We start from the raw sequence: 26,897 nt of genomic DNA, 5'->3' as shown, positions 1-26,897 counted from the left end.
GCATCTTGTCAGGCTTGAGGGGGGCAGCCGAAGACTGCCCTGAAGCCAATCAAAGATTGTCGAGATAGGTCCTCAGCTTGTCCGAACGGCTCGGGTGCTTGAGCTTGCGGATGGCCTTGGCTTCGATCTGGCGAATCCGCTCGCGCGTCACGTCGAACTGCTTGCCGACTTCTTCGAGCGTGTGGTCCGTGCTCATCTCGATGCCGAAGCGCATGCGCAGCACCTTGGCTTCGCGCGGGGTCAGCGAGTCGAGGATGTCCTTCACCACGTCGCGCAGGCCGGCCTGCATGGCCGCTTCGATCGGCGCGGTGTTGTTGGTGTCCTCGATGAAGTCGCCCAGGTGCGAATCGTCGTCGTCCCCGATGGGCGTTTCCATCGAGATCGGCTCCTTCGCGATCTTCATGATCTTGCGGATCTTGTCCTCGGGGATCTCCATCTTCGCGGCCAGCGTCGGGGCGTCCGGCTCGAAGCCGAACTCCTGCAAGTGCTGGCGGCTCAGGCGGTTCATCTTGTTGATCGTCTCGATCATGTGAACCGGTATGCGGATCGTGCGCGCCTGGTCGGCGATCGAGCGCGTGATGGCCTGGCGGATCCACCACGTGGCATACGTCGAGAACTTGTAGCCGCGGCGGTATTCGAATTTGTCCACCGCCTTCATCAGGCCGATGTTGCCTTCTTGAATCAGGTCGAGGAACTGCAGGCCGCGGTTGGTGTACTTCTTCGCGATCGAGATCACCAGGCGCAGGTTGGCCTCGATCATTTCCTTCTTGGCGTCGCGCGAGGCCTTTTCGCCCTCGTTCATGCGCTTGTTGATGCCCTTCAGGTCTTCGAGCGGCACCACGGCGCGCGCCTGCTGGTCGATCAGCTTCTTCTGCAGCTCCTGGATCGGCGGCAGGTTGCGTTGCAGAACGGCAGCGTAAGGCTTGCCCGACGCAACTTCCTTCTCGGCCCACTTCAGGTTGAGGATGTTGGGCGGGAAGTTCTTGATGAAGTGTTCCTGCGGCATGCCGCACTTGTCCACGATGATCTTGCGCAACTCGCGTTCGTAGCGGCGCACATCGTCCACCTGCGAACGCAGGATGCCGCACAGCTTCTCGATGGTCTTCACCGTGAAGCGGATCGTCATCAGCTCGGCGCTGATCGCCTCTTGTGCCTTGCTGTACGAGGGCGACTGGTAGCCGTCTTTCTCGAAGGCCTTGCGCATCTTGTCGAAGTTGGTGCGCAGGTTGTCGAACTTGGCCAGCGCCGCGGTCTTCAGCTCTTCGAGCTTCTTGGTCAGCGCCTTGCTGCCACCCTGGCCATCGTCGTCGTCTTCGTCGTCGAAGAAGTCCACGTCTTCTTCGGCCACGTAGTCGTCGGCTTCGCCTTCCGACACAAAGCCATCGACGACTTCAGAGATCTGCATCTCACCGGCGCCAATGCGGTCGGCGTAGGTCAGGATTTCGGCGATGGTCGTCGGCGATGCGCTGATCGCCAGCATCATGGCCTGCAGCCCGCCTTCGATGCGCTTGGCGATTTCGATTTCGCCTTCGCGCGTCAGCAGTTCGACCGTGCCCATTTCGCGCATGTACATGCGCACCGGGTCGGTCGTGCGGCCGAATTCCGAGTCCACCGTCGAGAGCGCGGCTTCGGCGGCTTCTTCGGCTTCTTCTTCGGTCGCCGTCGTCGTGTTGCCACCGGCGATCAGCAGCGTGGCGGCGTCGGGCGCCTGTTCGTAGACCGCGATGCCCATGTCGTTGAGCATCGACACGATGGCTTCGAGGATTTCCGCGTCGACCAGCTTTTCAGGCAAGTGGTCGTTGATTTCCTGATGCGTCAAGAAGCCACGCGTCTTGCCCATCTTGATGAGCGTCTTCAGCTCCTGGCGGCGCTTGGCGACTTCTTCTTCTGTCAGCGCCGTTTCGTCCAGGCCGAATTCGCGCATCAGCGCGCGTTCTTTGGCGCGCGACACCTTCATGCGCAGCGGTTTGGCCTTGACCTGCTTGTCGTCGGTGGCCGCATCGACCTCGGGCTCTGCTTCACCTTCGAGCTCGGCTTCGACGTCAGAGAAGTCTTCTTCGACGATCTCTTCCTTCTTGTCGGCACCCGCCTTCGGCTTGCGGCCGGGCTTGCCCTTCGCCTCAGGTGCCGCCGTCTTGGCCGCAGCCTTGCCAGCCTTGGCGGCGGGCTTCTTCTGTTCGTCCAGCTCAGCCTTCGTGGCCTTGGCCGTCTTGGCCGGGGTGGCGGCGGTCTTGGCAGGAGCGGTCTTCTTTGCGGTCATGCAAATCCTCGGATGGTGGAAGTCAGGGCGGCTTTGCGAGGCGTAGGCGGCAAAGATGGGGCCTGAACGGCTGCGCTCAATGACGAGCGCAAACCATTCCGGCGCAACTTGGCGGCGTGCGGAAACAAAGCGAGCCGACCACGCCGGCGGTTCACCGGAGTCGGGTCAGCAAGTGCGGGCAAGGTTCGCGTGACCATCGTGGAGTGCAGTCCTTGCGGGGAAGGTTGGCCGATTTGACCCTGGTCGAGGGTGGCCGGGGCCCGGAGGTGCTGCTGTCACTCTTGCCGCAACAAACCGGAAATTATCGTCGAAGGATGTAATTTCGTCAAAACCTGTCCGAGCACGCGCTTTACAGGGCGTTCGGAGGCGTTTCGGCGGCCTTCATGCGCAACTTGCGCTGGTCGTCCAGTTCGCGCCAGCGGCGCAGGGCGTTCGGGTCTTGGCTGGCCTGCAGCAGAACCCGTTCCTGCTCAGCGGCGATCTGTCGCACCCACAGGCCGTCGAGCACGCGCCGCAGGTCGGCGAAGTGCATGTCGTCTTCGAGCGCGCTGGGCGGCACCAGTCGGCCGACGACCTCGGCCCATTCGGTTTGGGCCAGGGCCGTGGCTAGCACGGCCCACGGCGTCGGGCCTTGGTCGAGCAGGTGGCGTTCGAGCCAGGTGCTCAGTTCGCCGTGGGGCGCGGGCAGGTGGTGCAGCAGGTCGTGGTCGTCGGCGTCGAGGCGGTCCCACCAGTCGCTGTGCAGCAGCAGCATGCGCAGCGCGTGGTCGGCCGGCCCGGGCGGCGCGGCGCGGTTGGGGCGTCGACTGGGGGCCGGCGAGCCACCTTCGCGGGGCGGGCGCGGTGGGCGGGGGACGGACGGTTGCTCGGCCGAGCGGCGAGGCGGGGCCGAGCCACCACCCCACAGCTCGGTCAGCTGGGCCGGATCGAGGCCGCCGGTGCGGGCCAGTTCGCCGAGCAACTGGCGCTTGAGCGCGCCGTCGGGCAGGGCCGACCACATCGGCTTGGCATTCGCCAGAAAGTGCGCGCGGCCTTCGGCTGAGGCGAGGTCGCAGCCCTCGCGGGCGTTTTCGATCAGTTGACGTGACAGCGGCACGGCTTCGGCCACGCATTGCTCGAAGGCTTCGGCGCCCAGTTCGCGCACGTAGGAGTCGGGGTCGTGCTCGGTCGGTAGAAACAGGAAGCGGACGCTGCGCGTGTCGGTCGCATGCGGCAGTGAAGCTTCGAGCGCGCGGCCTGCCGCGCGCCGACCGGCGGCATCGCCGTCGAAGCTGAACACCACGGCATCGGTGAAGCGAAAGAGCTTCTGCACATGCTCGGCGGTGCAGGCCGTGCCGAGCGTGGCGACCGCATTGCCGAACCCCGACTGGGCGAGCGCGACGACGTCCATGTAGCCCTCGACGACCAGCGCATAGCCGCGCTGGCGCAGCGCCGTGCGGGCCTCGTGCAGTCCGTACAGCTCGCGTCCCTTGACGAACACCGGCGTCTCGGGCGAGTTGAGGTATTTGGGCTCGCCCTTGTCGAGCACGCGGCCGCCGAAGCCGATCACCTCGCCCTGCACGGAGCGGATGGGAAACATGATCCGATCGCGGAAACGGTCGTATCGCTTCTTGTCGGCCTCGTCGTCGCCCTGCGCAATCACGAGGCCCGACTCTTCGAGCAGCGGGTCGTCGTAGCTCGGGAAGACGCTCGCCAGCCCGCGCCAGCCTTCGGGTGCGTAGCCCAGGCCGAAGCGCAGGGCGATCTCGCCGGTGAGGCCGCGGCCCTTCAGGTAGTCCTTCGCGCGCTCGTTGCGCTTGAGTTGCTTGCGGTAGTGGTCGGCCGCCTTGGAGAGCACATCGGTCAGGGTGGACTGGCGTTCTTTCAGTTCGGCGGCGCGTTCGCGCTCCTGGGGCGAGCGCTCGTCTTCGGGCACGACGAGGCCGGCTTCACCGGCCAGTTCTTTCACCGCGTCGATGAAGCCCATCGCCGAGTGCTCCATCAAGAAGCCGATGGCGTTGCCGTGCACGCCGCAGCCGAAGCAGTGGTAGGTCTGGCGGCTTGGGCTGACGGTGAAGCTGGGCGACTTTTCACCGTGGAAGGGGCACAGCCCCTTGTGGTTGATGCCCGCCTTCTTGAGTTGCACGTGCCGGCCGACGACTTCGACGATGTCGATGCGCGAAAGCAGCTCTTGGACGAAGGACGGTGGGATCACGGGGGGAGTCTAGCGAGCGGGTCGGCCGGGGCCGGCCCCAAAACAAAACCGCCACCTGAACGGTGGCGGTTTCAGTGCTGTCAGCGGCAACTCAGACCGCGAAATCTTCGAGTTTCTTGCCCGAGGCCAAAGCCGCCTTGAGCCATTTGGGTTGCAGGCCGCGGCCGCTCCAGGTATCGCCGGTGGCGGTGTTTCGATACTTGGCGGCCACTTTTCCGCCTTTGCCGCTGGACGCCTTGGGCGAGCTTCTGCCCGAGATGTCGGCGGCGGTGAGGCCATATTCGGCCATCAGCGACTTCACCTTGGAAATCGCTTCCTGGCGCTCACGCTTTTGCGTGGCCTCGATTTCCTGTTCGAGGGCGGCCTTCTTGGCGAGCAAATCTTGCAGGGTTGTCATGGTTGGTTTCCTTCAGTGCTCACGGGCTGGAATCGCCCGCTGCCGGGGATTCTATCCAGCCTCGAATTCCGCACGCTGAGGGAAGATACTGGGCCAACCCCGCTGGTCAAACCCGGTATCAGGCCGAGGGCGGGACGTAGCCGGCCGGCTGCTCGGCGCCTTCACCGAAGAAAAAGCGTTCCATTTGGCGGGCGAGATACTGCCGGGCGCGCTGATCGGCCAGGTTGAGTCGGTTTTCGTTGACCAGCATGGTCTGGTGTTTCATCCACGCGGCCCAGGCCTCTTTGCTGATCTCGTTGTAGATGCGTTTGCCGAGTTCGCCGGGATAAGGGGCGAAATCGAGGCCTTCGCCTTCCTTCTTCAAATAGGTGCATTGAACGGTTCGTGCCATGGGAATCTCCGCAGGTTGGTTTTCAGTCGCGCGGGGCGGCTGGAATCAGGTCAGTTTCTTGACCAGCACTTGCGAGCGCCGGTCCCAGTTGTATTTGCGCTTGCGCGCTTCGGGCAGCCAATCCGGGTCCACGGGGGCGAAACCCCGTTTGATGAACCAGTGCATGGTTTGCGTCGTGAGCACGAAGAGGGTATCGAGCCCCATTGCCTTGGCGCGCTGCTCGACGCGCTTGAGGATGCGTTCGCCGTCGCCCTGGCTTTGCACCTGCGGCGAGATGGTCAGCGCGGCCATCTCCGCGGTGCTGGCTTCGGGGTAAGGGTAGAGCGCCGCGCAGCCGAAGATCACGCCGTCGTGCTCGATCACCGTGTAGTGGCCGATGTCGCGCTCGATCTCGGTGCGGTCGCGCTTGACGAGAGTGCCGTTGCGCTCGAAGGGCTCGATCAGCTGCAGGATGCCGCCGATGTCGTCGGCCGTGGCCTCGCGCAGGCTCTCGAGCTTTTCGTCCACGATCATGGTGCCCACGCCGTCGTGGGTGAACGACTCGATCAGCACCGAGCCATCGACCGCCATCGGGATGATGCTGACCCGCTCGACGCCCGATTCGCAGGCCTTCACCGCGTGCTGCAAATAGAACGCCGTGTCGGTGGGTTGCACCGGGTTGGGCAGGTTGGCGAGCAGCTTCTTCGCGTCGGCCAGGGCGAGTTCGGAGTCGATCTCGCTTTGCGGGTCTTGCGGGTCGAGCGGGATGCCCTTGACCTCGGTGACGTAGATCAGCTTGTCGGCCTGCAGGGCGATGGCGGCGCTCGCGGCGACGTCTTCCATGCTCAGGTTGAAGGCCTCGCCGGTGGGCGAAAAACCGAAGGGCGACAGCATCACCAGCGAGCCGATGTCCACTGCACGGCGAATGCCCGTCGCGTCGATCTTGCGCACGAGGCCGGTGTGCTGAAAGTCCACGCCATCGACGATGCCCACGGGGCGCGCGGTGATGAAGTTGCCCGAGACGACGCGGATCTGGCTGTGCGCCATCGGCGTGTTGGGCAGGCCTTGCGAAAACGCGGCTTCGATCTCGTAGCGCATCTGGCCGGCGGCCTCTTGGGCGCAATCGAGCGCCACCGCGTCGGTGATGCGCATGCCGTGGCTGAAGCGCGAGGTGTGGCCCTTGGCCTTCAACTGCTCTTCGACCTGCGGGCGAAAGCCGTGCACCAGCACGACCTTGATGCCCATGGCGTAGAGGATGGCGAGGTCTTGCGCGAAGGTCGAAAGCCGGCCGGCCGCGACCAGTTCACCCGCGATGGCGACGACGAAAGTCTTGCCCCGGTGCGCGTGGATGTACGGGGCCACCGAACGGAACCACGGAACGAAGGTGTGGGGAAAGACGAGGTCCATGCAGGCGCTTTGAAATAATGGACGATTTTGCACGAAGGACCGATGGCTTCTTCCCCGCGTGGCGGTGCCCAGACCGAGGCACGAACGGCCGCGAAACCCGCGGCGAATCCCATTCCGCCGATCAGCTTTCCCGAGGCCCTGCCGGTCAGTGCGCGCCGCGATGAAATCGCGCGGGCGATCGCTGCGCACCCGGTGGTCATCGTCTCGGGCGAGACCGGCTCGGGCAAGACCACGCAGTTGCCGAAGATCCTGCTGTCGATGGGCCGTGGCCGCGGCGCGGGTGGCAAGGGGCTGATCGGCCACACGCAGCCGCGGCGCATTGCCGCATCGAGCGTGGCCAAGCGCATCGCGCAAGAGCTGAACACGCCCCTCGGCGAGCACGTCGGCTTCAAGGTGCGCTTTCAAGACAAGCTCTCGCCGGGCGCCAGCGTCAAGCTGATGACCGACGGCATCTTGCTGGCCGAAACGCAGACCGACCCGCTGCTCAAGGCCTACGACACGATCATCATCGACGAGGCCCACGAGCGCAGCCTGAACATCGACTTCTTGTTGGGCTATCTGCGGCAGATCCTGCCGCGTCGGCCCGACCTGAAGGTCATCGTCACCTCGGCCACGATCGACGCCGACCGTTTCGCGCAGCACTTCGCCAGCATCCACGGGCCGGCGCCGGTGATTGCGGTGTCGGGGCGGCTTTTTCCCGTCGAGCAGCGCTGGCGGCCGTTCGAAGAGTCGCGCGAGTACGGGCTGAATGACGCCATCGGCGATGCGGTCGATGAGTTGTGGCGCGAGGGCTCGGGCGACGTGCTGGTCTTCCTGCCGGGTGAACGCGAAATCCGCGAAGCCGCCGAGCATTTGCGCAAGCACCACCCGCCGGGTGTCGAGGTCGTGCCGCTTTTCGCGCGCCTGAGCCAGCAAGAGCAAGACCGCGTGTTCGAGCCGCACAGCGCGCCACGCGTGGTGCTGGCCACCAATGTGGCCGAGACCTCGCTCACGGTGCCGGGCATTCGCTACGTGATCGACGCGGGCACGGCGCGCGTCAAGCGCTACAGCTACCGCAACAAGGTCGAGCAGTTGCAGATCGAGGCCGTAAGCCGCGCCGCCGCCAACCAGCGTGCCGGGCGCTGCGGGCGCGTGAGCAACGGCATCTGCATCCGGCTGTACGACGAGAAAGACTTCGCTGCACGCACGGCCTTCACCGACCCTGAAATTTTGCGTTCGTCGCTGGCGGGTGTGATTCTCCGGATGAAGTCGCTGGGCCTGGGGCTGGTCGAAGACTTTCCGTTTCTCGAACCACCGCCGAAGCGGGCGGTGGCCGACGGCTACCAGCTGCTCGCCGAGCTGGGCGCGGTCGATGAGCAGAACGAGCTGACCGCCATCGGCAAAGAACTGGCCAGGCTGCCGCTTGACCCGCGGGTCGGCCGCATGATCCTGGAGGCGCGAAACCGCCAGGCGCTGACCGAGGTGCTGGTGATCGCATCGAGCCTGAGCGTGCAAGACGTGCGCGACCGGCCACTCGAACAACAGCAGGCGGCCGATGCCGCGCACAAGAAGTTCGACGACGACAAGTCTGAATTCGTCGGCACGCTGAAGTTGTGGAAGTGGCTCGAAGACGCCAAAGGCGGCCAGGGCGAACACAAGCTCTCGCACCGCAAGCAAGAACAACTGCTGCGCGAGAACTTCATCTCGCCGCGCCGCGTGCGCGAGTGGCGCGACATCCATTCGCAGCTGCACACCGTCATCGCCGAACACGGCTGGCGGCTCAATGGCTCACCCGCCACCTACGAGCAACTGCACCTGTCGATGCTGGCCGGCCTGCTGGGCAACATCGGCTGCAAGAGCGATGACGACGACTGGTACCTCGGCGCGCGCGGCATCAAGTTCTACAAACACCCGGGCGCCAACCTCGCCAAGAAGCCGGGGCGATGGATCGTCGCGGCCGAGCTGGTCGAGACCACGCGGCTCTTCGGCCGCGGCATCGCCAACATCGAACCGCAGTGGCTGCCGGGCATCGCTGGCCACCTGATCAAGACGCAACTGCTGGAGCCGCACTGGGAGAAGAAGGCCGCCGAGGTGATCGCGCTGGAGCGCGCCACGCTCTACGGCATCGTCATCTACAACAACCGGCGCGTGAACTTCGGCAATCTCGACCCGAAGGCCGCGCGCGAGATCTTCATCCGCGAGGCGCTGGTCAACGGCGAGTGGGACAGCCGGCTGCCGTTTCTCGCGGCCAATCGCAAGCTGATCGCGCAGGTCGAAGAACTCGAACACAAGTCGCGCCGGCAAGACGTGCTGGTGGACGACGAGCTGATCTTCGGCTTCTACGACGCGCAACTGCCGGCCGAGGTGTGCAGCGGTGCATCGCTCGAACGCTGGTACCGCGAGGCGAGCAAGGCAGAGCCCAAGCTGCTGCACCTGACGCGCGACGAACTGATGCGGCACGAGGCCGCAGGCATCACGAGTTCGGCCTTCCCGAAGACGATCCGCCTCGGGGGCATCGACTGCTCGGCGACCTACCTGCACGACCCGGGCGACGCGAAAGACGGCGTCACCGTCAGCGTGCCCTTGTATGCGCTGAACCAGGTCAACGAAGACCGTTGCGACTGGCTCGTGCCCGGCATGCTGCGCGACAAGGTGCTGGCGCTCGTCAAGAGCCTGCACCAGCGCCCGCGCTCACGCCTGGTGCCGCTGCCCGACTACGCGGCCGAGTTCTGCGAGCTGGTGCCTTTTGCGCAAGGCAACCTGATCGACGTGCTGCTGAAGGCGGTGCGCGATCGCACGCAGCTGGCCATCCAGCGCAACGACTTCAAGCTCGAACAGGTGCCGCCGCACCTGTTCATGAACTTCCGCGTGGTCGATGAACACGGCCGACAACTCGGCATGGGCCGCAACCTCGCGGCACTGAAGGCCGAGTGGGGCGGTCAGGCGCGCTCGGCCTTCCAGGCGCTGGCGTCGCTGCGCACGTCTGCCCCGGCGGCGCCCGAGCCGGCCCCTGTCGCGGCGACCACCGCCGCGCCGGGTGTGCGGGTCGTGAAGGCCGATGCGGCCCCCGCGCCGGCCGCATCGGCGGCGCCCGCGGCCGAGCCCGAATACACCGACTGGACCTTCGGCGAACTGCCCGAGCTGATGGAGGTGCGCAAGGGCAACCAGACGCTGGTGGGCTTTCCCGCCTTGATCGACAAGGGCTCGCACGTGGTCATCGAGGTCTTCGACGAGCCCGACGTGGCGGCGGCCAAGCACCGCGCCGGCCTGCGCCGGCTGGTCGCGCTGCAGATCAAGGACGCGCTCAAGTACCTGGAGAAGAACATCCCCGACCTGCAGAAGATGGCCGCGCTCTACATGCCGCTCGGCACGCAGGACGAACTGCGCGCGCAGATCATCGACGTGGCGCTCGACCGTGCCTTCCTCGGTGACCCGCTGCCCACCGACACGATGGGCTTTCGCCGACGCATCGACGAAGGCCGGGGCCGCCTGACCCTGATCGCCAGCGAGATCGCCCGCAGCGCCTCGGCCGTGATGCAGGAGTACGCCACCGCCGCCCGCAAGCTCAAGGACTCGAAGCCGCCGAAGGACGTGGCAGACGACGTGCAGGCGCAACTGGCGCGCCTGATGCCCAAGCGCTTCTTGGCGAACACGCCCTGGGCGCAACTCGCGCACCTGCCGCGCTACCTGAAGGCCGTCACCTTGCGGCTCGACAAGCTGCGGGCCGACCCGGCACGCGACGCCACGCGTCTGGCGGAGCTGCGCCCGATGGAGCAGCGCTACGTGCGCCTGCTGGCCGACCGCAAGGGCCAGCACGATGCGCGGCTGGATGAATTTCGCTGGTTGCTGGAGGAATTGCGCGTCAGCTTCTTCGCGCAAGAGCTGCGCACGCCGCAGCCGGTGAGTGTGAAGCGCCTTGAAAAGGCCTGGCAGCAACTGTCTCAGTGAGACGGCGCAAGGAAGGTCGCGGGTGCTGGGTACAATGCGCCGCTTCGGGGTGTAGCGCAGCCTGGTAGCGCAACTGGTTTGGGACCAGTGGGTCGGATGTTCGAATCATCTCACCCCGACCATCTTCTTCTCTCGCTTGAATGGCCGTCGTCGCTCGACGACATCGCCCTCGCTGCCCGTAGCTCAACTGGATAGAGCAGCTGCCTTCTAAGCAGCAGGTCGGGGGTTCGAGTCCCTCCGGGCAGGCCAACGCTTCACCACTTCACCCGCCAAGATCCCCGCTGCTTTTGAATCGCAGGCAGCTCGGGTGCTTGCTCCATTGCGCGCGAGCGCATTGCACCTCCATGCACCGGTACAGCGAAAACTGCGTGCGGTTGCCGCAGGCGTCGCGCGGGTTCTTCACCGTGGGCTGCTGAGCGCGGGTGCGTCGCTGTTTCGGCGTTGCGGGCTCTTCGTCGGCAACAGCAGCGGCGGGGCCCGCGGCGGTTGGCTCGGACGGCAGCGAGACCTCGGCGACGCTGCGGCTGCTCGGCAAGGCCGATGGCGGTGTGACGGCTGTTGGTGGGGTGGCGCCGGCTTGCGGCGTGATCGCCTCAGCCACCGGTGGCGGGGCGGGCGCGACGGCGGCCGTGGGCGCATTCAGCGCGGGCGAGGGGAAGGGCTGGGTTGGCAGCGCGCCTGCAGCGACGTCGGCACTGGGCACCGACGCCGCCGGGCCGAATTGCGGAGGTGGCGCGTTCTTGGCGAGGTCCACCAGCAAGCGGTCGTAGTGCTGCTGTTCTTGCATCTGCCAGACCGCGAGCACCGCCAGGCCGATCACGCCGAGCGCGACGCCCCAGGGCATCAGGCGCGAAGGCTTGGGTCTGACTGGCGCGCTGCGAGGGCGGCGCGCATCGCCCAGTACCGAGTGGCCGTCGTGCAGCGCAGGGTCGCCGAAGTCGCTGTCGAAGCGCGAATGACCTTGCGACGGCCTGAACGCCGAAGACTGGAACTGAGACGACTGGAATTGAGAGGGCCGGGCCGTCGAAGGCTCACGCTGCGCCCCGGCGGCGCGGGCACGGCCCGAACGGCTGCTGGGCCGCGGTGGCACCGGCGCATCGATGCCCGGCCGCTGGCCAAAGCCGGGAAAGAACTCGATGCGCGCGTCGTCTTCACCCGTCGCATCGGACGGTTGCGAGGCGAGAGGCTCTGCTGCACGCCGGCCGGTGGCGGGCACTTCTCGCGCAGCGGCGGGATCGGTGGGCCGAGCCTCGGGCGCCGGGCTTGCGGCCCGCGCTTCTGTGCGCAACCAATCACGGAATTCGGCCACGCTTTGTGGCCATTGCTCAGGGGCGGGATGCAGGGCGCGGTCCACGGCCTGCACCAGTTCGCGGCTGTAGTGCACCGGTGCCGGCCCGGTATGCAGGCGCGTGAGCACCTGTTCGAGCGAATCGCGCCGCGCTGTGTCGGCGCCCTTCAACGAAGGCGGCTGGCCCGTGACGCAGAAATGCACCGTCGCGGCCAGCGCGTGCAGGTCGCTCGCGGCCGTTTGCGGCAGGTCGGGGGTGGGCGACTCCAATGCGAGCGCGGGGTCGATGGCCGCCATCAAAGACTGGGTCTTGTCGCTCATCAGCGCGTGGCGCACGGCATCGAAGTCCATCAGCACCGGGCGGCCGTCTGTTCGCACGACGATGTTGCCCGGCAGGACGCGGCGGTGCACATAGCCAGCGTTGTGCACGGCATCCAGCGCCCCGAGCAGGTCGTCGATCATGGCCCGCAGCCAGGCTTCGTCGGGCGGCGCGCTCATCGCATGGCGCATGGCCAGCAGCGAGCGGCCGGTGTACAGCGGCATCACGCGGTACGCCGTGCCGTGGCTTTGCCACAGGCGTGTCACGCGCACGAGCGCCGGGTGATCGCAGCGCGCAAGCATCTGCGCTTCTTGCATGAACGCGCGCTTGCCTTGTTCGAATGCGGGAGCATGCGCGGCCGAGCGGGCAACCAGCCGGTGCTCGTCGCGCCGCGCGATCGCCGTGGGCATGTACTCCTTGAGCGCCACCGCGCATTCGAGTGCCAGGTCGCGCGCCTGGTACACAACCGAAAAGCCGCTGCTGGCGATGACGCGGTCGATCTGAAAGCCGTCAAGCCGCGTGCCAATGCCGAGCGCATCGCTCGGGGTGTGGGCTGGCGATTCTCGGGTCAGTGCATCGTCGGTCGGTTCGCGAGAAGACGGTGGGCTCATGGGGCGCAGTTGGGCAAAGGACGGCTGGTGCAACCAGCAATGCGCCCAAGTCTGAACGCCTTCCCGACCCCTCGGCTTGTGGTGTTTTGTGCGCCCCCAACGCGAGCCGGGTCTTGAGACTCCTCTCGCGGAAGATCAGAGGCCGATGACCGCGTCAGCGGCGCTGGTATTGCGTGGCGCCGAAGAGAACCTCGCGCTGCTTGTCACCGGTGATGGGCTTGCGCAAGTGTTCGAAGGTGTCGACGGCGCGCTGCACGGCCGGGCGGGCACTGATCTCGTCGAACCAGCCTTTGAGGTGGGGGTAGTCGTTCCAGTCGATGCCCTGGTTCTTCCATGAACGCAGCCACGGGAAGATGGCCATGTCGGCGATGCTGTAGTCGTGACCACCGATGTAGCGCGAGGCCGCGAGCCGCTTGTTCATCACGCCATAGAGGCGCTTGGCCTCGTTGGTGTAGCGTTCGATGGCATAGGAGATCTTCTCGGGGGCGTAGAGCCTGAAGTGGTGGGCCTGTCCGAGCATCGGCCCGACGCCTCCCATCTGGAACATCAGCCACTGCAGCACTTCGTAGCGTTCACGCGTGGACTCGGGCAGGAAACGCCCGGTCTTGCCTGCCAGATACAGCAGGATCGCCCCGGACTCGAACAGCGAGATGGGCTTGCCGTCGGGGCCATCGGGATCAACGATGGCGGGGATCTTGTTGTTGGGGCTGATCGACAGGAACTCTGGCTTGAACTGCTCGCCTTCGCCGATGTTGACGGGGATCATGCGATGCGGCAGTCCGCACTCGGCCAGCATGATGTGAACTTTGTGCCCATTCGGCGTGGCCCACGAATACACTTCGATCATCGTCCTGTCTCCTGGCGAGCGCACCACGCGCCGCTCGGCGACTCTAGTGGAAGCCTCCATTCCATGCTTGACGCGCTGAAACGATTGATGGGGTCCAAGGCACCCGCGCCGCAATGGCCGGCGGTGGCCGACTGGGCCGACAAGAACAAGCTGCGGTTCAAGCGCACCCGTGAAGAAGACGGCTTCGTCATCGACGGGGGTGGCACCGAGGGCAAGCCCTGGCGGCTCGAATGGGGCCCGCCGCAGCGCTCGTACATCCACGGCCATGAACTGCGCCTGCGCATGGACCTCGGCCTGCCGGGCGACTGGCAGTTCATGCTGCTGTCGCAACCGCTGCTCGAAATGCTCGAACGCCAGACCTTCGAGCGTTTCACCGAGAGCACGCAAACGGTCATCGATGCCAACACGCCCGAAGAGATGCGCTGGCTGGCCATGTATCCCAAGGTCAGCTACCAGGCGCCCAAACCGCTGCGCGCGCGCTTCGGCCTGGTGGCCAACGCGGGACCGATGGCGATCTCATGGGTCGATGGCGCGCTGGTCCGTCAGCTCGAACAGACCTCGGCGCGTGCTCTCGAACATCAGCCGCCATTCGTGCTGATGATCCTGCGGGGCAAGGTCTACTTGCGCACGCAGATGCCCGACCCCGACGTGCAGGCCATCGCGCAGTTGATCGCCTTGTTCGAGACCGCCGTGCTGCAAGCGGTGCGGGTGGCGGGTACCGGCGGTGGCGACAAGCCTTCGGGCTGGGGCAGCACGTCGAGTTCGACGGCCTGGCAGACGATGGAGCCCGAAGAGCCCACCGAAGATCCGCCCCGGCATTGAGTTCAGCGCACTGAGATTCAGTGCCCTGCGACTCAGGGCTCAGCGTTCAGAGATCGCCAGCAGCTTCTCTTTCGACACCACCACCAGGCGCGTCGGCTCGATGCGTACCGCGCCTTCGCGCTCGAAGCCTTTGAGCTCCTGGTTCACGCGCTGACGTGATGCACCCAGCATCTGCGCCAAGTCTTCTTGCGCCAATTGCAGACCGATGCGGATTTCTTGGCCTTGCTCGACGCCGTAGCTGCGGGCCAGCAGCAGGATCTGCTTGGCCAGGCGTGCCCCGAGCGGGCGCGTGTTGAGGTCTTCGATCACGTCGAACATCAGGCGCAGGCGGCGGCAATTCAGCCGCAGCAGGGCCTCGTACAGCTCGACGTGCTGCGACAGCAGCTCCTTGAAGTCGGGCTTGCGCACGATCAGCAAGGTGGTTTCGCCATGCGCGTTCGAGTCGTGCGTGCGCGGCAGGCCGTCGAAGAGCGAGATGTCGCCGAACCACACGCCCGGCTCCACGTAGGTCAGCGTGACCTGCTTGCCCGACAGCGACACCGAGCTGACACGCACCGCGCCCTTGGCCACGCCGCACCAGCTTTCGGCTTGCTCGCCACGCGCGCTGAAGAGCCCGCCATCGGTCATGCGGCGCACGGTGGCACGCGAAAGAATGGCTTCGCGCAAAGGTTGGGACAGCTTTGAAAACCAGGCGCCGCCTTCGATGTTGGCGCGTTCTTCGGCGGTGAGAACAGAGGTGTTCATGGGGATCTCGATCTGGCGGTGCGAGGAGCGTCGGCCGCTAAAGGGGGCGATGTGGCTTGGCTCGTCGTTGCGCCCGGCGGTCACTGAAAGCGCGCCCCGCGCTTGTCCAGGAAGGCTTGCACGCCCTCGCCGCAGTTGGGGTGGAACAGGTTGCTGAGAAAGTGTTCGCGCTCGGCCTGCAACTGCTCGGTGAGCGTGCGGTGCGGCGCTTGCTGCACGAGGTCTTTGACGCTCGCCAGCGCGTTGGGGGCGCCTTGCGCGAGCCGGTTGGCCAGCGCCAGGGCTTGCGTGAGGGCTTGGCCACTCGGGGCGACCTGCGCCACGAGGCCGACGTGGGCCAGTTCATCCACCGGCACCGGCTCGGCGAGCCACAGCCACTGCAGGACGCGCTGCCGGGGCAGGGCCTGCATCAGGTGCCAGGTGGCGCCGCCATCGGGCGACAGGCCGATGCGGCTGTACGACAGCACGAACTTCGCATCGGTCGCGGCCACGATCAGGTCGCAGGCCAGCGCAATCGAGAAACCGCCGCCGGCTGCGGCGCCTTCGACGGCCGCGATCACCGGCTTGGGATGGGCGCGCAGCGCTTCGACGAAGCCGGCGAAGTGGTCGAGCATCTGGCCCTGCACCTCGGGCTCGGCTTCGCGGTTGCGCTGCAAGCGCTGCAGGTTGCCGCCCCCGCAGAAGTGGGCGCCGTCGCCTTGCAGAACGATGCAGCGCACCTCGGGGTCGGACTCGGCCACGTTCAACGCCTCGATGCCGGCAGTGAAGACCTGCGCTGACAGGCTGTTGCGTGAGGCCGGGTCGCTGATCGTCAGAACGAGGGCTGAGCCACGGCGTTCGGTGCGAAGTTCAGAGGGCATGGGAGGCGAGGGCAGAGGGGGCAAAGCCGTGCGAAAACACGCAGCCGGCATTGTGTCACGCACCCTGCAAGCACGTGCTTTCCCCAGCAAATTCGCGCCTCCGCGAGGGGCAGAGGGCCAAAAGCTTCATGCTAGAGTGCCGCGATCCATGGACTGCGCCGCCGAATGCAGAGACTTCTGACCCTCGCCGTGCTGGCCCTCGCGATTGCTCTGCAAGCGAACCCAGCGTCGGCCTTGGGATTCGGCAGGGTCATCGGCGGAGCCACCCTGGGCCAGCCGCTCGACCTGAGCGTGGTGTTGCGGCTTGATGCCGGTGAAAGCATCGATGGCGACTGCATCCAGGCGGCGGTCACCTCGGGTGACCGGCGGCTCCCCAGCGGTGCGGTGCGCACCCGGGTCGATGTGTCGGGCAACGGCGAACGCCGCTTGCGCATCGCCACCACGCTGTCCATCGACGAGCCCATCGTCGCCCTCGACCTCACGGCCGGTTGCCCCCCCAAGCTGTCGCGGCAGTTCGTGGTCTTCGCCGACCCGCCCGGCGCGGTGGCAGTCGAGCCGGCCCCCCTGTCGCCCCCTGTCGCGCGGGCCGCCGCGATGCCGGCCGCATCGGTCCCCGCGCCCGCACGCGAAGTGGCGCCTCGCCGGGCTCGGCGCGAGCGCGCGAGCCCAACGCCGACGGCGTCTTCGACCGGCGCAGAGCCCGCCGTGTCGGCGCGCAGTGCCCCTCGGCAAGCGTCACGTCGCTCGGCCGCGGCCCCTGCGCGAGCCGGCGGCCCGGTGCTGCGTCTCGACCCGATCGAAGAAGAGGCCCTGGCTGTGCCGCTGCTGCGCATGGCGACCGAACTCGCGGCGCTGCCGACCTCCGGCGCGAGCCGCCCCGCGCTGGCCGACCCCGAGGCCGAGGCGGCGCGCCAGGACCGCGAGCGCATGGCCGCACTCGAAGCCACGCTCAAGCGCCTGCAAGACATCGAGCAACAACGCGCCGGCAGCCTGGCACAAGCCGAGGCCCGCTTGCGCGAGGCGCGGGCCGAACGCTATGCGAACCCGCTGGTGTACGGGTTGATTGCCGTGGCGGTGCTCTTGCTGCTGGCCCTCGTGTGGCTGGCTTCGCGGATGCGTCATGCGCGCCAGCAGGCCGCGTGGTGGCAGGCCGCCTCGGCCCTGCCCGAAGCAACGCCAGGGCCGCAGCCGGAAGTCAGCTCCTCGCCCGAGCCGCTGGCCGCACCGGCGCCGCCGGTGCTGGTGGACGAAGCCACCTGGGACCAAGGCACCGTGCGCCTCGCCCCTGCGCCGCATGAGCCCCCGGCGCCTGCACCCTCGGCCAGGGTCGAGCGACCCTCGCGTGCGAGCGAAGAGCTCGAACCGCGCCGCCCCATGTCGGCCGAAGAGTTGATCGACCTGGAGCAGCAGGCCGAATTCTTCGTGGTGCTGGGGCAAGACGACGCGGCCATCGACCTGCTGATGAGCCACCTGCGCAGCACCGGCGGTGTGAGCCCGGTGCCCTACCTGAAGCTGCTTGAGATCTATCGCCGACGCGGTGAGCAGGATTCGCACGAGCGCATCCGCGAGCGCTTCAACCGGCGCTTCAACGCCTATGCCCCCGAGTGGCATGTGGACCCGGATTCCGGTCAGTCGCTCGAAAACTACCCCGAGGTCTTGGCCCGCCTGCAAGCGGCCTGGAGCTCGTCGCCCGCGTTCGCGATGGAACTGCTCGACTCGGCGCTCTTCCGCCGCGACAACGGGCCGACCTTCGACGTGCCGGCCTACCGCGAGCTGCTGTTTCTGTACAGCGTGGCGCGCGACCTGGCCGAGCGCGCGATCGAATCCGACGGGGTGGACTTTCTGCTGCCGCTCGACGAGCCCGGCGCGCCGGCCGTGTCGGTGGCGACCGCGTCGCCCACCGTGCCCGGCCCCGCGTCGCCGCCCCGGTTGGACGACATGCTCTCGCTCGACCTCGATGTGACGCTCGACGAGACGCCGCCGGCCCCGCAAGACCGCCGCCCGGGCGGCACCTGAGCGCCGCGCCTCAGAGGCGCACCAGCCGCTCCAGCGCGCGGTTCAGCGTCTCGTCGCGCTTGGCGAAGCAAAAGCGCGCGAGGCGCTGCTCTCGGCCATCGGCATAAAAGGCCGACAGCGGGATCGCCGCCACGCCGACCTCGGCCGTGAGCCAGCGGCAGAAGGCTTCTTCGCCGAGTTCGCTGACCTCGCTGTAATCCACGCACTGAAAGTAGCTGCCCGTGGTGCGCAGCGGCTTCAGGCGCGTCTGGCTCAGGCCCGCGAGAAAGAGGTCGCGCTTGCGTTGGTAGAAGGCCGGCAGGTCGAGGTAGGGCGTGGGGTCGGCCATGTAGTCAGCCAGGCCCTGCTGCACCGGCGTGTTGACCGCGAACACGTTGAACTGGTGCACCTTGCGAAACTCGTCCATCAAGGCCTTCGGGGCCGCCACGTGGCCGACCTTCCAGCCGGTCACGTGGTAGGTCTTGCCGAAGCTCGACACGACGAAGCTGCGCGCGGCCAGCTCGGCGTGGCGCGACACGCTCTGGTGCGGCGTGCCGTCGAACACCATGTGCTCGTAGACCTCGTCGGCGATCACGACCACGTCGGTCGGGCGCAGCAGCTCGGCCAGGCGCTGCATGTCGGCGTCGGTCCAGACCGTGGCGCTGGGGTTGTGCGGCGTGTTGACGACGATGGCACGCGTGCGCGGCGACAGGGCCCGCGCGATGCGCTCGAAGTCGGGCGCGAACGTGCGCGGGGTGAGCGGCACGTGCACCGCCGTTGCGCCGGCCAGGGCGATGTTGGGCTCGTAGCTGTCGTAGCAGGGGTCGAGCACGATGACCTCGTCGCCCGGGTGCACGACCGCGAGGATGGCCGTCAGCAGCCCCTGCGTGGCGCCGGCGGTGATGGTGACTTCGCTGCCCGGGTCGTACGCATGGCCGTACAGCGTGGCGATCTTGGCCGCGATGGCCTCGCGCAGCGCGGGCAGCCCGGCCATCGGCGCGTACTGGTTCTGGCCGCGCCGCATGGCGGCATTCACCGCGTCGAGCAGGCGCGGGTCGCAGTCGAAATCGGGAAAGCCCTGGCCGAGGTTGACCGCCCCGTGCTGCTGCGCGAGCGCCGACATCACGGTGAAGATGGTGGTGCCGACCTGCGGCAGGCGGCTCGTGAGGGCCGGGGTGCGTGGCGGGTGGAGCGGCATCACAGCTGGTAGTCCTGCTCGCCGGTGTCGCCTTCCATGGCGCGGGTGATGAGCGCACGGCTCAGCCGGTCGGACAGGCTCTCGGCGAACGCGAACACGAAGTTGCGCAGGTACGCGCCGCGCTTGAACGCGACGCGGGTGACGTTCTGGCCGAACAGGTGGCCCACCGGGCGCGAGACCAGGTCGCCGCCGGGCGGGTCGTCGCGCACCGCGGTCTCGGCCAGGATGCCCACGCCCAGCCCGAGCCGCACGTAGGTCTTGATGACATCGGCGTCGATCGCTTCGAGCACGATGTCGGGCTTGAGCTTGCGCGCGGCGAAGGCCTGGTCCACCCGCGTGCGGCCGCTGAACGAGGGGTGGTACGACACCAGCGGCTCGATCGCCAGGTCTTCGAGCGAGATGCGCTCGACCTGCGCGAGCGGGTGGTGCGAGGGCATCACCACCGCGTGCTGCCACTCGTAGCAGGGCAGCGAGACGAGGCCATCGACATCGGCCAACGCCTCGGTGGCGATGCCGATGTCGGCCACCTCTTCGAGCACCATCTGCGCCACCTGCGCCGGCGAGCCCTGGTGCAGCACGATGTGCACCTTCGGGAAGCGCTTGCGCAATTGCGCCACCGGCTCGGGCAGGAAGTAGCGCGCCTGCGTGTGCGTGGTGGCAATCGACAGCGTGCCCGCGTCCTGCATCGAGAACTCTTCGCCGATGCGCTTGAGGTTGCCGACCTCGCGCATGATCACCTCGATGGCCTTGAGCACCTGCTGCCCCGGCTCGGTGACGCGGCGCAGCCGCTTGCCGTGGCGCACGAAGATGTCCACGCCCAGTTCGTCTTCGAGCTCGAGGATGGCCTTCGAGATGCCCGGCTGCGAGGTGAACAGCGCCTTGGCGGTCTCGGTGAGGTTGAGGTTGCGGCGCACCGCCTCCTGCACGAAGCGGAACTGGTGGAGGTTCATGGGCTTGGAGTCAGCAGGTGCAAGGCCGCCGACGCCATCGCCGCGACCACGGAATCCATCTCGCCGACGGCCGGCTGCAGGCGCCATTCGACCGCCGGGTGCCGCGCGGCCAGTTGTGCCAGCAACGCGGGCAGGTCCTTGCGCACATGGCCGCCCGCGCCCAGGAAGAGCGGCAGCACCAGCACCTCGGTGCAGCCCTGCGCGGCCAGGCGCTCGCCGCCTGCGATGAGGTCGGGCGCCATGAATTCGAGGAAGGCCAGCTCGACCGGCGTGCCGGGGCGCTGCGCGCGCACGCGCTCGGCGACGTCGTTGAAGGGCAGGGCCCAGCGCGGGTCGCGCGCGCCGTGGGCGAAGAGCATCAGACCTTGCATGTGCGGTGCCTTCAGCGGTATCGGACGAGCCAGCTGAAGGCGGCCATCGACATCAGCAGGTAGATGACGCTCGGCGTGGCGGCCACGATCCAGGGCGTCCAGTTGTGCAGCAGGCCCAGGTGGCCGGCCACGTTGTTGAGCAGCACGAAGCTGATGCCCAGCATGATGCCGCCGAACACCTTCAGGCTCACGCCGCCGGCGCGGCCGTGCAGGTAGGCGAAGGGCAGGGCCAGGCCGACCATCACCAGGCAGGCCAGCGGGTAGAGCGCACGCTTCCAGAAGCGGATCTCGTAGCGCTGCGCGGTCTGTTCGTTCTCGGACAGGTGGCCGATGTAGGTCAGCAGTTCGAGCGTGGACATCGAACTCTCAGGCAGTACCGCCGACGACACCACGCTGGCCGGCAGTGTGCTCGGCCACACGTACATGGCGAGCTGCTGTTGCCGAACGCCGGGCGCCGCGGCATCGCCGGCCGGTGCCCAGTCGGTCAGCACCACCTGCGACAGCATCCAGTTGGCGGCGTCGTCCACCCGCCCGGTCTCGGCGGCGATGCGCTTGAGCAGGCGGCCGTCGGCGTCGAACTCGAAGATGCGGATGTCGAGCAGTTCGCCATCGGCCGTGGCATTGCGCACGTTGATCGAGTACGAGCGCTCGCCCTCGCTGGTGGGGCGGCGGTCTTTCATCCACGCGCCCGAGGCGCCCAGCTTGAGCCCGCGCCCGGCCTCGACGCGCACCCGCGCGGCGGCCCGCTCGCTCAGCGGCGCGAGGTAGTCGCCGACCAGGAAGGTCAGCACGCCGAAGAAGACGCCCAGCCCGGCCAGCAGCGACAGCGCCCGGCCCGGCCCCAGCCCGCCGGTGCGCAAGATGGTGAACTCGGACGACTGCGCCAGCCGCGCCAGCGCGTAGATGCCGCCGATCAGCACGGCGATCGGCATCAGCTCGTACAGGTGGCCCGGCAGTTCGAGCACGGCGTAGAGCCCGGCGTGCAGCACGGTGTAGTCCTTGCCCACGTCGGCCAGCTCGTCCACGAAGTCGATGAAGAAGAACAGCGACAGAAAGGCCACCGCGACGAAGAGCACGGCCGAGGCGATGTCGGCGTACAGCAGCCGGCGAACGGTTCTCATGCCGTGCTCGCTTTCATGCGCAGCATCGCCAGCGCCACCGCGCCCCGATCGCGCCACCACAGCAGCACCATTGCCAGCACGAAGGCCATGCCGTGGGTCGCGGCGAGCGAGGTGCCGATGGACATCTTGCCGCCGGCCACCCAGGCCTGGCTCAGGTTGATGAGGTTGAAATACACGACGAAGGCCAGCAGCGCGAACAGCAGGTTCCAGTTGGTGGCGCGGCGCGGCTGTGTGGCCGACAGGCCGATGCCCAGCAGCAGCAGGTTGGTCGCGCCGAGCACGAGGCCCAGCCTCCATGCCAGTTCGCCCTGGTGCTTGGCGCTCGGGTCGCGGATCAGGTCGATGGTCTGGCGCGCCTTCGGCGGCAGGTCGTCGGTGCTGCGCAGCACGCGCTCGCCGGCCAGCACGCGGTAGCTCTCGTAGCGCGACAGCGTCTTCTCGCCGGTGATGATGTCCTGTTCGTTGCGCTGGCCCTTGTCGAGCACCAGGAAGCGGTCGCCGTTGCTCATCTCGATGTGCCCGCTGCGCGCCGAAGTGACCGACTCTTTGGCGCCTTGCTGCGACAGGATGAACACGTTGCGCCCGGTGACGCCGTCGTCGCTGTCGCGTTCGATGAAGAACACGCGCTGGCCGTCGCGCGAGGTTTGAAATTGCCCCGGTGCCACGCGCGAGAGGTCTGAGCGCTGCTCGAAGCGGGCGCGCAACTCGCTGCCTTGTTCGTTGACCCAGGGCCAGGCAAACAGCGCCAGCAGCGCGATCACCGCGAGCACCGGCCAGCTGGTGCGCAGTACCGGGCGCACGAAGCGCGCGAGGCCAATGCCGCTGGCGAACCAGATCGCCATTTCGCTGTCGCGGTACATGCGCCCGAGCGTGGCGACAACCGACACAAAGAGCGACAGGCTCAGCATCGTTGGCAGGTGCCCGAGCGAGGTGTAGCCCAGCAGCAGCACCACGTCTTGCGGCGACACCCGGCCCAGCGCCGCCTGGCCCAAGGTGCGGATCAGCATCATCGTCAGCACGATGGTCAGGATGACCACGAGCGTCGCGCCGAATGACCGCGCCAGGTCTTTGCGCAAGGAGGAATCGAATAACATCGTTGGCTTCTTCTACGGGCCGGCGCATTATGGACTTCAGACATCAGATTTCGTCCCTTGGCAACCTGGGTGCATTGGGTGCAGACGCCCTGGTGCTGCTGGTCGCTGGCGACGCGGTCGATGCCGGTCTCGACGCCCGCCTGGCCGACCCGATCAAAGACGCCATCGCGCACGGCGACCTGCAGCTGAAGTCGGGCCGCACGCTCTACATGCACCGCCTGGCCGGCGTCAAAGCGCCGCGCGTCGTGGTCGTCGTGGCATCGGCCACCACCGCCAAGGCCTTCAAGACCGCTGCCCACGCGGGCCTGTCGCAACTCAAGAACCTGGGCGCGCGCCACGTGGCCGTCGCCTGGGGCGGCACCGCCGAGCTGGGCGATGCCCAGGCCGAAGCGCTGGTCGCGGCGGCGGCCGACGTGACCTACACCTACCGCCACACCAAGCCCAGCGCGCAGCCCGCGCCGGTGATCGAGAAGATCACGCTGGTGTGCGACAAGTCGAACGCCAAGGCCGTGCAACTGGGCCTCGTGCGCGGGCAGGCCATCGCCGCCGGCGTGACGCTGGCGCGCGACTGCGCGAACCGCCCGCCGAACTACTGCACGCCGACCTTCCTGGGCGAACAGGCCAAGGCGCTCGGTAAGTCGCACGGCCTGAAGGTCGAGGTGTTCGACCGCAAAGAGATCGAGAAGATCGGCATGGGCTCCTTCCTGGCCGTGGCGCAGGGCTCGGCCGAGCCGCCGCGCTTCATCGTCATTCGCTACCAGGGCGCGGCCAAGACCGAGGCGCCGCTCGTGCTGGTCGGCAAGGGCATCACCTTCGACACCGGCGGCATCTCGATCAAGCCCGCCGGCGAGATGGACGAGATGAAGTTCGACATGGGCGGCGCGGCCAGCGTGCTGGGCACCCTGCGTGCGCTGGCCGAACTGAAGCCGCGCATCAACGTGGTCGGCCTCATCCCCACCTGCGAAAACATGCCCGACGGCCGCGCCTTCAAGCCCGGCGACGTGCTCACCAGCCTGTCGGGCCAGACCATCGAGGTGTTGAACACCGATGCCGAGGGGCGGTTGATCCTTTGCGACGCGCTGACCTACGCCGAGCGCTTCAAGCCGCAGGTGGTGGTCGATGTGGCCACGCTCACCGGCGCTTGCGTGGTGGCCCTGGGCCATCACCACAGCGGGCTTTTCACCGCCGACGACGAATTGGCCGGCGACCTGCTCGCGGCCAGCCAGAAGGCGCAAGACCCTTGCTGGCGCATGCCGATGGACGAAGAGTACGGCGAGGGCCTGAAGAGCAGCTTCGCCGACATGGCCAACGTCGGCGCGCGGCCTGGCAGTTCGAGCAGCGCGGCGCTGTTCCTCGCCAAATTCACCGGCAAGTACCGCTGGGCCCACCTCGACGTGGCCGGCACCGCCTGGAAGTCGGGCGCGGCCAAGGGCGGCACCGGCCGGCCGGTGGCCTTGCTGACGCACTTCGTGCTGGCCAAGGCCTCGTAGGCCGGGGCGCGCAGCGCGGGTTCGCATCGATGACCGAGGTCAGCTTCCATTTCAACGTGCCCGACCGCCTGGGCTATGCCTGCCGCCTGTTGCGCAAGGCCGTGCGGCGCGGGGCGCGTGTGGTGGTGGCCGGGCCGGCGCCGACCTTGACGCAGTTCGACCGGCAGCTGTGGGTGTTCGAGCCGCTCGACTTCGTGCCCCATGTGCACGCCAAGACCGGCCAGGCCGTGGCGCCCCGTTTGCGTGACACGCCCGTGTGGCTGACCGAATCGGTGCACGAGGCTCCGCACCAGGAGGTGTTGCTGAACCTGGGCGACGAACTCGTCCCGGGCTTCGAGAGCTTCCAGCGCGTGATCGAACTCGTCTCGCGTGATGGCGACGACCGCAGCGCCGGCCGCGCCCGCTGGAAGCACTACGCCGACCGCGGGTATCCGATCTCTCGCCACGACGTGGCCCAAGAAGGCGCTTGAAGGCCCCGATGTCCCCTGCGCCCCCGCCCAATCGCCTGCCCGTGCTCACCGAGGTGGTGCTCGTGCCGGGTGCCGCCACCCCGGCGGTTCAGCCGCTGGCGGCTGCCGCGGCGCCCGCTCTCGGCCCGACCACGCCGGCCGTCCCGAGCGGCGCCGAGGTGATGCCGGGCGAACAGGAGATCGTCGAGCGCGTGTTGCACGACCTGCACCGCCAGATCGACCTGATGTTCGAGCAGCGGCTGCGCGAGAAGCTGTCGCCTGCGCTGGCACGCATCGCCGACATGATGGTGCGCGAGGTGCGCGCCGAGCTTGGCTCGACGGTGCGTGAAATGGTCGAGCGCGCCGTGGCCCTCGAAATCGCCCGCCACCGGCGCGCCTGACGCCGCGGTGGGACCAACCGGCTATGGCGGCGATGCGACGGTCGTCCGGCCTCGGTTCGTGACCGGTTGATTTCTGTCCCGCCATTCGTGATCATCGCGAGTGCTCCAAGCAGCGGGCGTGGCGCTGTTCTTGCACACGATCCGTGTCCCAACCCAAGAGGAACCATCCATGAAAAGATCCGTGTTTGCGCTGTCCAGCGTTGCTGCCGTGGCGCTGATGTTGTCCGCCTGCGGCAAGAAAGAAGACCCGGCGGCTGCGGCCACGCCGGCTTCCGCCCCGCCTGCTGCCGAAGCGGCCACGGTCGTCAAGATCGGTCACGTGGGCCCGACCAGCGGCGCCATCGCCCACTTGGGCAAGGACAACGAGTACGGCGCTCGCATGGCGATCGACGAGCTCAACGCCAAGGGCGTGATGATCGACGGCAAGAAGGTCACCTTCGAGCTGCTGGCCGAAGACGACGGCGCCGACCCGAAGCAAGGCACGGCCGTCGCGCAGAAGCTGGTCGATTCGAAGGTCAACGGCGTGGTCGGCCACCTGAATTCGGGCACCACCATCCCGGCGTCCAAGATCTACAGCGATGCGGGCATTCCGCAAATCTCGCCTTCGGCCACCAACCCGCTCTACACCCGCCAGGGTTTCAAGACGACCTTTCGCGTGGTGGCTGACGACGTGCACCTGGGCGGCACGCTCGGCAAGTACGCCGTCAACGACGTGAAGGGCAAGACCATTGCCGTGATCGACGACCGCACGGCCTACGGCCAAGGCGTCGCCGACGAGTTCGAGAAGGGCGTCACCGCCGCCGGCGGCAAGATCGCCACGCGCCAGTTCACCAACGACAAGGCCACCGACTTCACCGCCATCCTGACGGCCGTGAAAGCGACCAAGCCCGACGTGATCTTCTACGGCGGCATGGACGCGGTCGGCGGCCCGATGGTCCGCCAGATGAAGCAACTCGGCCTGAAGAGCAAGTTCATGGGCGGCGACGGCATCTGCACCAGCGAGTTCCCGAAGCTGTCGGGCGGCTCGGTGGCTGACGAGCAGGTCGTCTGCGCCGAGGCCGGTGGCGTCGAGGGTGAATACAAGACCTCGATGGAAGAGTTCAAGACCAAGTTCAAGGCCAAGTTCAACACCGACGTGAAGCTGTACGCGCCCTACGTGTACGACGCCGTGAACGTGATGGTGGCCGCGATGGTCAAGGCCAACTCGGCCGACCCGGCGAAGTACCTGCCCGAGCTGGCCAAGACGACCGATTTCAAGGGCGTCACGGGCACCATCTCGTTCGACGAGAAGGGCGACGTGAAGAACGGCGCGCTGACGCTCTACACCTACAAGGGCGGCAACCGCGAGCAGATCGCCGTCGTGCGCTGATCGACCCGGCGCATCCACTGCGCAGCAGGCCAGGGCACCTTCGGGTGCCCTTTTTGCTTTTCAGGGGGCCGCGGGGCGGGGCTTCCTTGACGGCGGGCACGGGGCAGGCCACCCAAGCTGCTACGCTGCGCGCCTTTCAGACGGAGTGTGTTCCCCGATGGCGATGAAGACCCACCAGATCGAAGTGCAGCGACTGAAGTCGGCCACGTCCACGCACCACGGCGAAGTGGTGTTCCGCGTCGACGCGATCGTGTCGGCGCTGCCGGCGCGCGACGAAGGCGAGCCTTCGACCGTGCTGCGCATGGACGAAGCCACCGCGCGCGTGCTTCAGGCGCTGCTGAAGACGCAACTGCTGGAGTTCGACAAGCGCAAGGCCCGCAGCCAGCGCTGATCACGGCAACCGCCGCGTGCCT

The 26,897-nt window shown here is 67.4% G+C and carries 22 protein-coding genes and 2 tRNA genes; 10 read left to right on the top strand and 14 right to left on the bottom strand.

Features of this window, described 5'->3' with window-relative positions; all coding sequences use genetic code 11:
* Window positions 1–49: 49 nt before the first annotated feature.
* The 5 genes from rpoD to argA form a co-directional block, all read right to left on the bottom strand.
* On the bottom strand, window positions 50–2,260 hold the full coding sequence (rpoD, locus tag AC1KAT_RS00955; protein WP_480321845.1) for an RNA polymerase sigma factor RpoD: 2,211 nt from the start codon (window positions 2,258–2,260) through the stop codon (window positions 50–52).
* Between the two features lie 349 nt (window positions 2,261–2,609).
* A complete protein-coding gene (gene dnaG / locus AC1KAT_RS00950) occupies window positions 2,610–4,454 on the bottom strand; it encodes a DNA primase (protein WP_480321843.1) in 1,845 nt (614 codons plus the stop codon).
* Between the two features lie 91 nt (window positions 4,455–4,545).
* Window positions 4,546–4,851, bottom strand: a complete 306-nt coding sequence (locus AC1KAT_RS00945; protein WP_480321841.1) for an H-NS histone family protein — start codon at window positions 4,849–4,851, stop codon at window positions 4,546–4,548.
* Between the two features lie 118 nt (window positions 4,852–4,969).
* A complete protein-coding gene (locus AC1KAT_RS00940) occupies window positions 4,970–5,242 on the bottom strand; it encodes an oxidative damage protection protein (RefSeq protein WP_480321839.1) in 273 nt (90 codons plus the stop codon).
* 45 nt (window positions 5,243–5,287) lie between these two features.
* Window positions 5,288–6,628 carry an amino-acid N-acetyltransferase gene (argA, locus tag AC1KAT_RS00935; RefSeq protein WP_480321837.1) on the bottom strand — a complete coding sequence of 447 codons (1,341 nt, stop codon included), beginning with the start codon at window positions 6,626–6,628 and terminating at the stop codon, window positions 5,288–5,290.
* Window positions 6,629–6,670: 42 nt separating this feature from the next.
* On the opposite strand from argA, the gene hrpA reads away from it, so the two are divergent.
* From hrpA to AC1KAT_RS00920, 3 genes are all read left to right on the top strand, one after another.
* Window positions 6,671–10,555: an ATP-dependent RNA helicase HrpA gene (gene hrpA / locus AC1KAT_RS00930; RefSeq protein WP_480321835.1), complete on the top strand. Its 3,885-nt coding sequence runs from the start codon at window positions 6,671–6,673 to the stop codon at window positions 10,553–10,555.
* 45 nt (window positions 10,556–10,600) lie between these two features.
* Window positions 10,601–10,677, top strand: a tRNA-Pro gene (locus AC1KAT_RS00925).
* Window positions 10,678–10,727: 50 nt separating this feature from the next.
* Window positions 10,728–10,804: transfer RNA gene (locus AC1KAT_RS00920), tRNA-Arg, on the top strand.
* Between the two features lie 13 nt (window positions 10,805–10,817).
* Here AC1KAT_RS00920 and AC1KAT_RS00915 read toward each other — a convergent pair.
* Both AC1KAT_RS00915 and AC1KAT_RS00910 read right to left on the bottom strand, forming a co-directional pair.
* Window positions 10,818–12,773 (bottom strand): serine/threonine protein kinase, encoded by a 1,956-nt coding sequence (locus AC1KAT_RS00915; RefSeq protein WP_480321833.1) that lies wholly within the window; start codon window positions 12,771–12,773, stop codon window positions 10,818–10,820.
* Window positions 12,774–12,927: 154 nt separating this feature from the next.
* A complete protein-coding gene (locus tag AC1KAT_RS00910; RefSeq protein WP_480321831.1) occupies window positions 12,928–13,620 on the bottom strand; it encodes a glutathione S-transferase N-terminal domain-containing protein in 693 nt (230 codons plus the stop codon).
* Between the two features lie 63 nt (window positions 13,621–13,683).
* Between AC1KAT_RS00910 and AC1KAT_RS00905 the strand changes: the two genes are divergently transcribed.
* Window positions 13,684–14,442: a hypothetical protein gene (locus AC1KAT_RS00905; RefSeq protein ID WP_480321829.1), complete on the top strand. Its 759-nt coding sequence runs from the start codon at window positions 13,684–13,686 to the stop codon at window positions 14,440–14,442.
* Between the two features lie 39 nt (window positions 14,443–14,481).
* On the opposite strand, the gene AC1KAT_RS00900 is transcribed toward AC1KAT_RS00905, so the two are convergent.
* On the bottom strand, window positions 14,482–15,186 hold the full coding sequence (locus AC1KAT_RS00900) for a Crp/Fnr family transcriptional regulator (RefSeq protein WP_480321827.1): 705 nt from the start codon (window positions 15,184–15,186) through the stop codon (window positions 14,482–14,484).
* Between the two features lie 80 nt (window positions 15,187–15,266).
* A complete protein-coding gene (locus tag AC1KAT_RS00895; protein ID WP_480321825.1) occupies window positions 15,267–16,046 on the bottom strand; it encodes an oxepin-CoA hydrolase, alternative type in 780 nt (259 codons plus the stop codon).
* Between the two features lie 165 nt (window positions 16,047–16,211).
* Here AC1KAT_RS00895 and AC1KAT_RS00890 point away from each other — a divergent pair, with 165 nt between their 5' ends.
* Window positions 16,212–18,062, top strand: coding sequence for a type IV pilus assembly protein FimV (locus tag AC1KAT_RS00890; protein WP_480321823.1), 1,851 nt, complete (start codon window positions 16,212–16,214; stop codon window positions 18,060–18,062).
* Between the two features lie 10 nt (window positions 18,063–18,072).
* On the opposite strand, the gene AC1KAT_RS00885 is transcribed toward AC1KAT_RS00890, so the two are convergent.
* Genes AC1KAT_RS00885 through lptF form a run of 5 tightly spaced genes read right to left on the bottom strand, consistent with a single transcriptional unit; the run spans window position 18,073 to window position 22,775 of the window.
* A complete protein-coding gene (locus AC1KAT_RS00885) occupies window positions 18,073–19,239 on the bottom strand; it encodes a pyridoxal phosphate-dependent aminotransferase (RefSeq protein ID WP_480321821.1) in 1,167 nt (388 codons plus the stop codon).
* Window positions 19,239–20,189, bottom strand: coding sequence for a CysB family HTH-type transcriptional regulator (locus AC1KAT_RS00880; RefSeq protein WP_480321819.1), 951 nt, complete (start codon window positions 20,187–20,189; stop codon window positions 19,239–19,241). Before AC1KAT_RS00880 ends, AC1KAT_RS00885 begins: the two co-directional genes overlap by 1 nt.
* Window positions 20,186–20,560 carry a sirohydrochlorin chelatase gene (locus AC1KAT_RS00875; RefSeq protein WP_480321817.1) on the bottom strand — a complete coding sequence of 125 codons (375 nt, stop codon included), beginning with the start codon at window positions 20,558–20,560 and terminating at the stop codon, window positions 20,186–20,188. The genes AC1KAT_RS00880 and AC1KAT_RS00875 overlap by 4 nt, the downstream gene beginning before the upstream one ends.
* A gap of 11 nt (window positions 20,561–20,571) precedes the next feature.
* Entirely contained in the window at window positions 20,572–21,681 is a 1,110-nt protein-coding gene (lptG, locus tag AC1KAT_RS00870; RefSeq protein WP_480321816.1) for an LPS export ABC transporter permease LptG, read from the bottom strand.
* Entirely contained in the window at window positions 21,678–22,775 is a 1,098-nt protein-coding gene (lptF, locus tag AC1KAT_RS00865) for an LPS export ABC transporter permease LptF (protein WP_480321814.1), read from the bottom strand. Before lptF ends, lptG begins: the two co-directional genes overlap by 4 nt.
* 29 nt (window positions 22,776–22,804) lie before the next feature.
* Here lptF and AC1KAT_RS00860 point away from each other — a divergent pair, with 29 nt between their 5' ends.
* The 5 genes from AC1KAT_RS00860 to AC1KAT_RS00840 all read left to right on the top strand — a co-directional run bounded on the left by AC1KAT_RS00860 (window position 22,805) and on the right by AC1KAT_RS00840 (window position 26,875).
* Window positions 22,805–24,265, top strand: coding sequence for a leucyl aminopeptidase (locus tag AC1KAT_RS00860; protein ID WP_480321812.1), 1,461 nt, complete (start codon window positions 22,805–22,807; stop codon window positions 24,263–24,265).
* A 29-nt stretch (window positions 24,266–24,294) separates the two neighbouring features.
* Window positions 24,295–24,735: a DNA polymerase III subunit chi gene (locus tag AC1KAT_RS00855; protein ID WP_480321810.1), complete on the top strand. Its 441-nt coding sequence runs from the start codon at window positions 24,295–24,297 to the stop codon at window positions 24,733–24,735.
* Between the two features lie 8 nt (window positions 24,736–24,743).
* On the top strand, window positions 24,744–25,115 hold the full coding sequence (locus AC1KAT_RS00850; protein WP_480321808.1) for a hypothetical protein: 372 nt from the start codon (window positions 24,744–24,746) through the stop codon (window positions 25,113–25,115).
* Between the two features lie 169 nt (window positions 25,116–25,284).
* Window positions 25,285–26,484 carry a branched-chain amino acid ABC transporter substrate-binding protein gene (locus AC1KAT_RS00845; RefSeq protein ID WP_480321806.1) on the top strand — a complete coding sequence of 400 codons (1,200 nt, stop codon included), beginning with the start codon at window positions 25,285–25,287 and terminating at the stop codon, window positions 26,482–26,484.
* Window positions 26,485–26,641: 157 nt separating this feature from the next.
* The gene (locus AC1KAT_RS00840; protein WP_480321804.1) at window positions 26,642–26,875 is read left to right on the top strand and encodes a hypothetical protein; all 234 of its coding nucleotides are present in this window, start codon (window positions 26,642–26,644) and stop codon (window positions 26,873–26,875) included.
* Window positions 26,876–26,897 lie beyond the last annotated feature (22 nt).

It is taken from the genome of Piscinibacter sp. PDB5-1, assembly GCF_056676035.1.
This window is presented reverse-complemented; position numbering and strand designations above follow the sequence as displayed.

What these genes read in the sequence shown, in the direction of transcription:
- rpoD (WP_480321845.1), bottom strand. Translation starts at nt 2,260, where the DNA reads ATGACCGCAAAGAAGACCGCTCCTGCCAAGACCGCCGCCACCCCGGCC.
- AC1KAT_RS00945 (WP_480321841.1), bottom strand. Translation starts at nt 4,851, where the DNA reads ATGACAACCCTGCAAGATTTGCTCGCCAAGAAGGCCGCCCTCGAACAG.
- AC1KAT_RS00940 (WP_480321839.1), bottom strand. Translation starts at nt 5,242, where the DNA reads ATGGCACGAACCGTTCAATGCACCTATTTGAAGAAGGAAGGCGAAGGC.
- argA (WP_480321837.1), bottom strand. Translation starts at nt 6,628, where the DNA reads ATGGACCTCGTCTTTCCCCACACCTTCGTTCCGTGGTTCCGTTCGGTG.
- hrpA (WP_480321835.1), top strand. Translation starts at nt 6,671, where the DNA reads ATGGCTTCTTCCCCGCGTGGCGGTGCCCAGACCGAGGCACGAACGGCC.
- AC1KAT_RS00915 (WP_480321833.1), bottom strand. Translation starts at nt 12,773, where the DNA reads ATGAGCCCACCGTCTTCTCGCGAACCGACCGACGATGCACTGACCCGA.
- AC1KAT_RS00910 (WP_480321831.1), bottom strand. Translation starts at nt 13,620, where the DNA reads ATGATCGAAGTGTATTCGTGGGCCACGCCGAATGGGCACAAAGTTCAC.
- AC1KAT_RS00905 (WP_480321829.1), top strand. Translation starts at nt 13,684, where the DNA reads ATGCTTGACGCGCTGAAACGATTGATGGGGTCCAAGGCACCCGCGCCG.
- AC1KAT_RS00900 (WP_480321827.1), bottom strand. Translation starts at nt 15,186, where the DNA reads ATGAACACCTCTGTTCTCACCGCCGAAGAACGCGCCAACATCGAAGGC.
- AC1KAT_RS00895 (WP_480321825.1), bottom strand. Translation starts at nt 16,046, where the DNA reads ATGCCCTCTGAACTTCGCACCGAACGCCGTGGCTCAGCCCTCGTTCTG.
- AC1KAT_RS00890 (WP_480321823.1), top strand. Translation starts at nt 16,212, where the DNA reads ATGCAGAGACTTCTGACCCTCGCCGTGCTGGCCCTCGCGATTGCTCTG.
- AC1KAT_RS00885 (WP_480321821.1), bottom strand. Translation starts at nt 19,239, where the DNA reads ATGCCGCTCCACCCGCCACGCACCCCGGCCCTCACGAGCCGCCTGCCG.
- AC1KAT_RS00880 (WP_480321819.1), bottom strand. Translation starts at nt 20,189, where the DNA reads ATGAACCTCCACCAGTTCCGCTTCGTGCAGGAGGCGGTGCGCCGCAAC.
- AC1KAT_RS00875 (WP_480321817.1), bottom strand. Translation starts at nt 20,560, where the DNA reads ATGCAAGGTCTGATGCTCTTCGCCCACGGCGCGCGCGACCCGCGCTGG.
- lptG (WP_480321816.1), bottom strand. Translation starts at nt 21,681, where the DNA reads ATGAGAACCGTTCGCCGGCTGCTGTACGCCGACATCGCCTCGGCCGTG.
- lptF (WP_480321814.1), bottom strand. Translation starts at nt 22,775, where the DNA reads ATGTTATTCGATTCCTCCTTGCGCAAAGACCTGGCGCGGTCATTCGGC.
- AC1KAT_RS00860 (WP_480321812.1), top strand. Translation starts at nt 22,805, where the DNA reads ATGGACTTCAGACATCAGATTTCGTCCCTTGGCAACCTGGGTGCATTG.
- AC1KAT_RS00855 (WP_480321810.1), top strand. Translation starts at nt 24,295, where the DNA reads ATGACCGAGGTCAGCTTCCATTTCAACGTGCCCGACCGCCTGGGCTAT.
- AC1KAT_RS00850 (WP_480321808.1), top strand. Translation starts at nt 24,744, where the DNA reads ATGTCCCCTGCGCCCCCGCCCAATCGCCTGCCCGTGCTCACCGAGGTG.
- AC1KAT_RS00845 (WP_480321806.1), top strand. Translation starts at nt 25,285, where the DNA reads ATGAAAAGATCCGTGTTTGCGCTGTCCAGCGTTGCTGCCGTGGCGCTG.
- AC1KAT_RS00840 (WP_480321804.1), top strand. Translation starts at nt 26,642, where the DNA reads ATGGCGATGAAGACCCACCAGATCGAAGTGCAGCGACTGAAGTCGGCC.